Below are 6,143 nucleotides of genomic sequence, written 5' to 3' on the forward strand. Positions count from 1 at the left end.
GATACCTCTCTTTGGCATAAAACAATTATACGTTGCTTTGGCGTAAATAGCAAATAAAAAATACAAAACCTTCGTCGAATTATTTCTTAAACGATTTCTCCTTTTTGCTACCAGGTATTGTCATCATCAAAATCCACCAGCGACGGGTCCGCCGGTTCGGCATGGAACACATTCAACATAAAATTATTGACGCTCTTGCGCATTTCCCGCCGGGATACGGTCCGGGGATCCATGATATCGTGCTCGATCCAGATAAGGGGAATCCCCCGTTCCCGGGCCTGATCGTCAAAAAGCCCCTGGAGGCCGGCCATGGTCTTGCAGGCCACATGCTGATACATGAACACCATGTCAACCTTATACGCCTCCGCCATGCGCCACAGCTCGTCCAGTACGTGGCCGTAGCCGCCGTTGGTGTGTTTGCGCATAACCATGCGTTCATAGAGCCTGCCCAGATCCCGGATGGCCTCTTCCTGGTCCTCGGTGTTCAGCATCTTGGTGAAGTTGAGGATAACCATATCCGCCAGTACGTTGATCCCCCAGCAGTTTTCAGCCCACCGGGAAAAATCGGGAAAATAATGGGAAGGGACATTCCACACCATAGCCCGGTAGCGGGAGGAAGAGGAGGGCCGCTTCTTTTGCTCGTAGTTCTTGAGCATGATCTTGTTGCAGTCCCGGTACACCTTTTCCAGCCATGGATGGAGCCCCCCCTCTATCTGGTACATATATGCCCGCCAGAGGTGAAGGCTTGCGCCGGTGATCTGGGGATAGGGGGTACGGTTGATCTCCCAGCGCTCCATCTCAAGTTTGGTCTCCTCGTTAAAGCGCCGGATCACGGTGAAATACGCATCCCAGTCGAACTTTTCGCCGGTGTTATCCTCGATAAATTTGATGCACCCCTTGATGTCCTCGGCCGCGGCCTCCAGGGTGTCTTCGTCGTCGTAGCGCACCGGAAAGGTGAGGTGATAGGTGGGCAGTTTGAAACGCCGGGCCTGATAGGATGAGGCCATGTCCGATCCGTCGCAGGGCATGGAACTGGATATGAAGCAGGCCCCGCAGTGGGGGTAGGCGTCTATCACCGCCGCCCCGGCCTCGGAAGTAGGAAGGGGGCAGGTTTCAGAAGGAAGGCCGAAACTTTCAATGGCGTCAATATAGGGGATACAGCTCAACTGATCGATCTCCGAAACGAGAAACACGGGCATAAGCTGGTAAGGGATGCCGATCAGGTTGGGGAAGCCCCCCATGATCTGGATCATGGTCATCTCGTCGAAGAGGACTATCTTTTTACTGAGTTTTTTGCTTCCCCCCAGTTTCCGGTCCGCCTTGAGCATGTCGGCGATATAGACGGTTCCCATCTTGATAATGGCCGCGAATTCCTCCCGGGTGACTTTAAGCAGCGGCGCCCGCTGGCCCCGGGATTGTTTGTCCACAAAGGCCGGCGCCGCGAGATAGGATGGCATCCAGCGGTATTCAAAAAAGGACCTGAAGATCTTCACCGGGGCTTTCATGGTAAAGCCAATCAGAATGCCCCAGAGTTTCAACCATCCGAGAAAATCAACCCAGGTGCTCACCACCCCCCGCCATTCCCGGCGGCGGCAGGCCATGTTGCCGTCGTATATCCTGCCGATCCGCGTGTCCCCCTGGATAAGCCAGGTTCCCAATGCGCTCATACCACCTCCCGGAAACTGTCAGGATAACTCCTGCTATTGATACCCCACCTTCAAGCCGAAAGATAATTATACCCTGCCTTTGCGCAGAAAGCAAACAAAATTTTTCAAAACGTTTGTTTTGATCAGGCCCTTAGCAGTGGGTACTTTAGCGTTTGGCGGATACACCGGTGCGGGCCGGCAATTCCCCCCGTTCACTAACCTGTAGAGTCTGCCTGCGGAGCCTTCGAACCTTCGGTTCTTGTCTCCTCCGGCAGGGAATTCCAGAGCCGTTCTCGGGGGTAATTGCCGGTCCGCACCGGCCTTACCCAACAATGGCTAAAGTACCCGCCGGCTGTTACAGGTCCAGGTCTAGTTGACCTTCATTCCGGTCAAGCCGGGTCCGGCGGTCCCGGCTTTTCCGGGGGAAAAGTTCGCCGGTCCAGCCTGCGGCGTCCGCAATGGACCGGGCCACCGGTAATACCTGGGAATCCAGGTAGTGTTCGTAATCCGGCGGGGCGTGGGGAAGGGAGACCGGTTCCGGGCCCTGCTCGGTCCAGAGGTACTCCACCGTTCCCCGGCGGGCCTTCCAGCCCAGGGCCCGGGCGGCCTTTACCTGGGGCGGGGTGGAGGAGGTATAGGTTTCCGGAGGCCGGGACAGGCGCTTGCGGTACACCAATTCCCCGTCCAAAGCTCCCGCCTTAAGGAGCCTGACGGTCTCGAAAATTTTTTCCCTAAATTCCCCTTCCCCGCCCCCGGCAAAAACCAGGGCCAAAAGCTCCAGTTGTACCCTTCTGGCCAGGGGAGTGACGTCGCTCCGTACCGCCTCCATGCCCTTCACCTCCACGGATCCGGTCCCGTCGGGGTGGAGGAGGTATCCGCCGTAGCCCTTGGCCCGGCCCCGGATCTCACCGGCCTCGTGGAGGCCCCGCAGGGGAGGGATCATAAAACGCCGGTAGGCTTTTTCAAACCGGAGTTCCATAAAGGAAGTAAGGCGGTATTCCGCTTGTACCTGCCGGGAAAGAGAAACATTCAGTTCCTTGGCCAGGGCGCCGCAGCGGTCAAGAAAATCCCCGAACCCCGCCTGGTCGTCCAGGCCGGTTTCCACAAACAGGGAATCCGTATCCCCATACAGTACCGGGCAGCCCTGCCCGGTAAACCAGTCCCGGGAAAAAAGCAGCCATTTCCGGGCAAAGGAGGTAATGGCCCCGGCCAATTCGGTAAGGCCGTAACGGCAGGCCGCGGTACCCAGGACGCCGTAAAAGCTGTTCATCAGAATTTTATACACATGGGCGGCGATTTCATCCCCCCGGTCCAGGGCTTCACGGCGGGCGGCAAAATATTCGGCGATCAGCGCCGGGAGTATCCCCGGCGACCGGGAAAAGACCGCGCCGTTGGGGGCGGTAATCGGGGCCTCCGCCGGGGAGATTCCGGGGGAGCTTACCCGCTCGCGGGCCAGGGGATCGATGTTGAAGGTCCGGATAATCGTGGGGTAGAGGCTGCGGAAATCAAAAACCGCGATGTTCCTGAAAAGCCCCTGCCGGGGATCCAGGACCGTTCCCCCGGCGGCCCCGGAAACCCGGCGGGAAACAGCAGGGGGCGGGGCAATGCCCCGGACGCCGAGTTCCAGGGCGTAGATCCGCTCAAAACTCACCACACTGGTCCATGCCTTGTCCAGGGACACCCCGGTCAGGGAGGCCCGTTCCAGGGTCAGCCGGAAAAGGCCGGTCTCGGCGAGGATGCGGAGGACCAGTTCCGCATCCCGGCAGCAGTAGGCGCCAAAAGTCCGGATATCCTCCCGGTACAGCCGGTCCAACTCCTCGGCCTTATCCTTCCCCGAGGAAGTGACCAGCTTCCCCTCTCCCAGAACCTCCCGGGACACGGTTTGCAGGGTATAGTCGGAGAACCGCTGCGGCCCGGACCGGACGATCCGCAGGGCATCCAAGACCTGACGGCCCGGGATCAAGGCCGCCCCGGAACGCCGCCCCTCCCCGGGAAAGTATTTGGCCCGGTCCCCGGATCTTCCCAGGTTAAAGGGGATGTGAAAAAATTCACAACGTTCCGCCAGACGGGGAAAATCAAAATCGAGAAAATTCCAGCCCGTAATCACGTCGGGATCGATCCGGCGGATATCATCGATAAAGGCGGCAAGCAGGGAGCGTTCATCGGGGTGAAAAAAAAGGGGAACCCCCGCCGCCGGGGAAGCGTCCGGGGACCCCAAAACCCTGACCAGGCCCTGGGTATCCCTAAGGATTTGGTCTCGGCCCAGGGTGCCGGTCCAGCTAACCCCCACCGCCCTGAGGGAACCGTCCCCCATATCGGTCTCAATATCCACCGAGGCGGTTTTTAGGGGAAGGGTTACCGGTCCGGGGGCCGGCAGAATTTGGGGATGGGGAAAAACCACATCCACAAAACGGCCGGGCCTGGATTGCCCCCGGAGCTCCACCGGGCCCCGGACCCGCCGTTCCAACAGAAAGGCCTCCGGGGGTTTGGTATCCCCGTCGGGGCTGGGAATTCCCGCCCTTTCCAGAAGCTTTACCCCGGCGGCCCGGTCCCCGTACCGGGAAAAATCCAGGCGGAGGAGCCGCTCCCGGCCCGAAAAGGATTCCAGGGCGGCGGGACTTTTTTGACCGGGCGGGGCATCAACGAGGGAATCCCAGGCCCCCCAATCCTCTTCCCGGATATGAACATAGGGCCGCCACTGGGCTTCCACCGCGGCAAAGGACCGGCCGTCTTCCAGGCGGCCCACAAAAAAGAGCCGGTCCTTTTGGGGATCCACCGAAGCATGGACGATAAAACCCCGGAATACGCCGGATTCCTCCGAAAGATCGGAAGCAACGGAACTCGGCTTATCCGATGGGATCTCACCCATCATTATTTCCGGCCCAAGAATTTTGGTCCGGGACCTTGGGTTTTACCATCCGTTCCAACAACACGGTATATATGGGCCGGGAGGCGATAAGATCCGCGGTAACAAAGGCGGAGAGGCTCACCAAAACCAGGCTCCAGAGGTGGTTAAAGTTACCGCTCATCTCCAGGATCAGGATGATCCCCGTCACCGGGGCCTTAACCACCCCGGAAAAAAAGGCGGCCATCCCCAGGATCATAAAGTTGAGGTTCTGTTCCGGGGTGGTGATACCGGCAAAGGCCAAAAACTTTCCCAGTCCGATCCCGGCCAGGGCGCCGCAGGCCAGGAGGGGAAGAAAGATGCCCCCGGAGGTTCCTGATCCGTAACACAGGGCGGTGAAAAGCAGTTTCCCCGCCAAAAGCAGGAGGATGAGGGTCAAACTCCGCTCCGTCATGGAAAGGGACTCGATCAGGGCGTGGCCGCCGCCGGTGATGTCAAAAAACAAAAACCCCAGGGGTACGGACATGGCCAGGGGGATCACCGGCCGCAGGATCGGCGGAATCCGGAACCGATCATAGAGGTTGAGGGAGCAATAGATCCCCCGTTTAAAAAGATCCCCCAAAAGGCCGCAGATTATTCCCAAAAGCACCACCCAGGGAAACCCCCGCAGGGGAAGCGCCGCAATATCCCGAAAATCAAAAATCGGGTGTAATCCAAAAAACAAGGCGGCCGCACCGGCCGCGGCCATGGAAGCCCCCATGGCGCAGGCCAAAAAGAGGGGGGTAAAAGAGGACTGCAGCTCCTCCAGGGCAAAAAGCACCCCCGCCAGGGGGGCGTTAAAGGCGGCGGCTAAGCCTGCGGCGGAAGCGCCGGTGATGAGGAACTGCTGTTCCCGCTCGGGCCGGCGGAATATCGAAAGGACCCCCTTGCCCACATAGGCCCCGATTTGTATGGAAGGCCCCTCCCTGCCCAGGGACAAGCCCGCCCCCAGGCCGAGGATGCCGGTAACCAGTTTGAGGGGCAGTTCCGGGACCCAATCCAGGGTCATCTGCCCCAGGAGGGCCCCCTTTATCTGGGGAATACCGCTCCCCCGGATCATGGGCCGCTTTTTCGCGATCCATCCCAGGAAAAGCCCTGCCAGCGCCAAAGCCAGACCCCAACACAGGGTCCAAAAAAAGGGAAGCCCCGGCAGGGCCTGATAGATAAGCGTCCGCAGGTCCTCCGCCCGCACCAGCAGATACCGAAAGAGAACCACCACAAAGCCCACCGCCGCCCCGATGATGATACTTTCTATAATAACCGCCAGCCGGGAACCGTACCATCGCCGAACCGTCTGGGTCATCTGCTTCTTCGATATAACCATAATCCAATTTTACCCGAAGGCCCCGGGGAATTCCAGAGACGCACCGGAGTGGGTGGTCTGAAGCAAAGCCCCAAAGAATTTAACCACGAACAGACACGAACTACACGAACGAAGATAGTGAGAAGGGAGGAGAGAGGAGTTATGAAATTGGTCGATATCTCCTATCTTCTAACTCCTCTCTCCTCCCTTTTTCCTCAATTTTTTCCCAAAAACTAAAGCATCCTGCATCCCCGTGCCTTATTATTCCCGGAGGTATTTCATGGCTATCCATAAACCGAAAGATAACAGC

Annotated in this window: 3 protein-coding genes; all 3 read right to left on the reverse strand. The window is 58.6% G+C overall.

Going from position 1 to position 6,143, the window contains the following annotated elements; genetic code table 11:
• Positions 1-107: 107 nt before the first annotated feature.
• Positions 108-1,667, reverse strand: coding sequence for a 2-hydroxyacyl-CoA dehydratase family protein (locus LQZ21_RS08520; RefSeq protein WP_411043858.1), 1,560 nt, complete (start codon positions 1,665-1,667; stop codon positions 108-110).
• A gap of 334 nt (positions 1,668-2,001) precedes the next feature.
• Positions 2,002-4,518, reverse strand: coding sequence for a DNA polymerase domain-containing protein (locus LQZ21_RS08525; protein WP_411043859.1), 2,517 nt, complete (start codon positions 4,516-4,518; stop codon positions 2,002-2,004).
• A complete protein-coding gene (locus LQZ21_RS08530; protein ID WP_411043860.1) occupies positions 4,508-5,854 on the reverse strand; it encodes a ClC family H(+)/Cl(-) exchange transporter in 1,347 nt (448 codons plus the stop codon). The genes LQZ21_RS08525 and LQZ21_RS08530 overlap by 11 nt, the downstream gene beginning before the upstream one ends.
• Positions 5,855-6,143 lie beyond the last annotated feature (289 nt).

Origin of the sequence: Treponema sp. TIM-1, from assembly GCF_046533115.1 — a bacterium.
In the GTDB taxonomy this organism is placed as follows: domain Bacteria; phylum Spirochaetota; class Spirochaetia; order Treponematales; family Breznakiellaceae; genus JAIRMO01.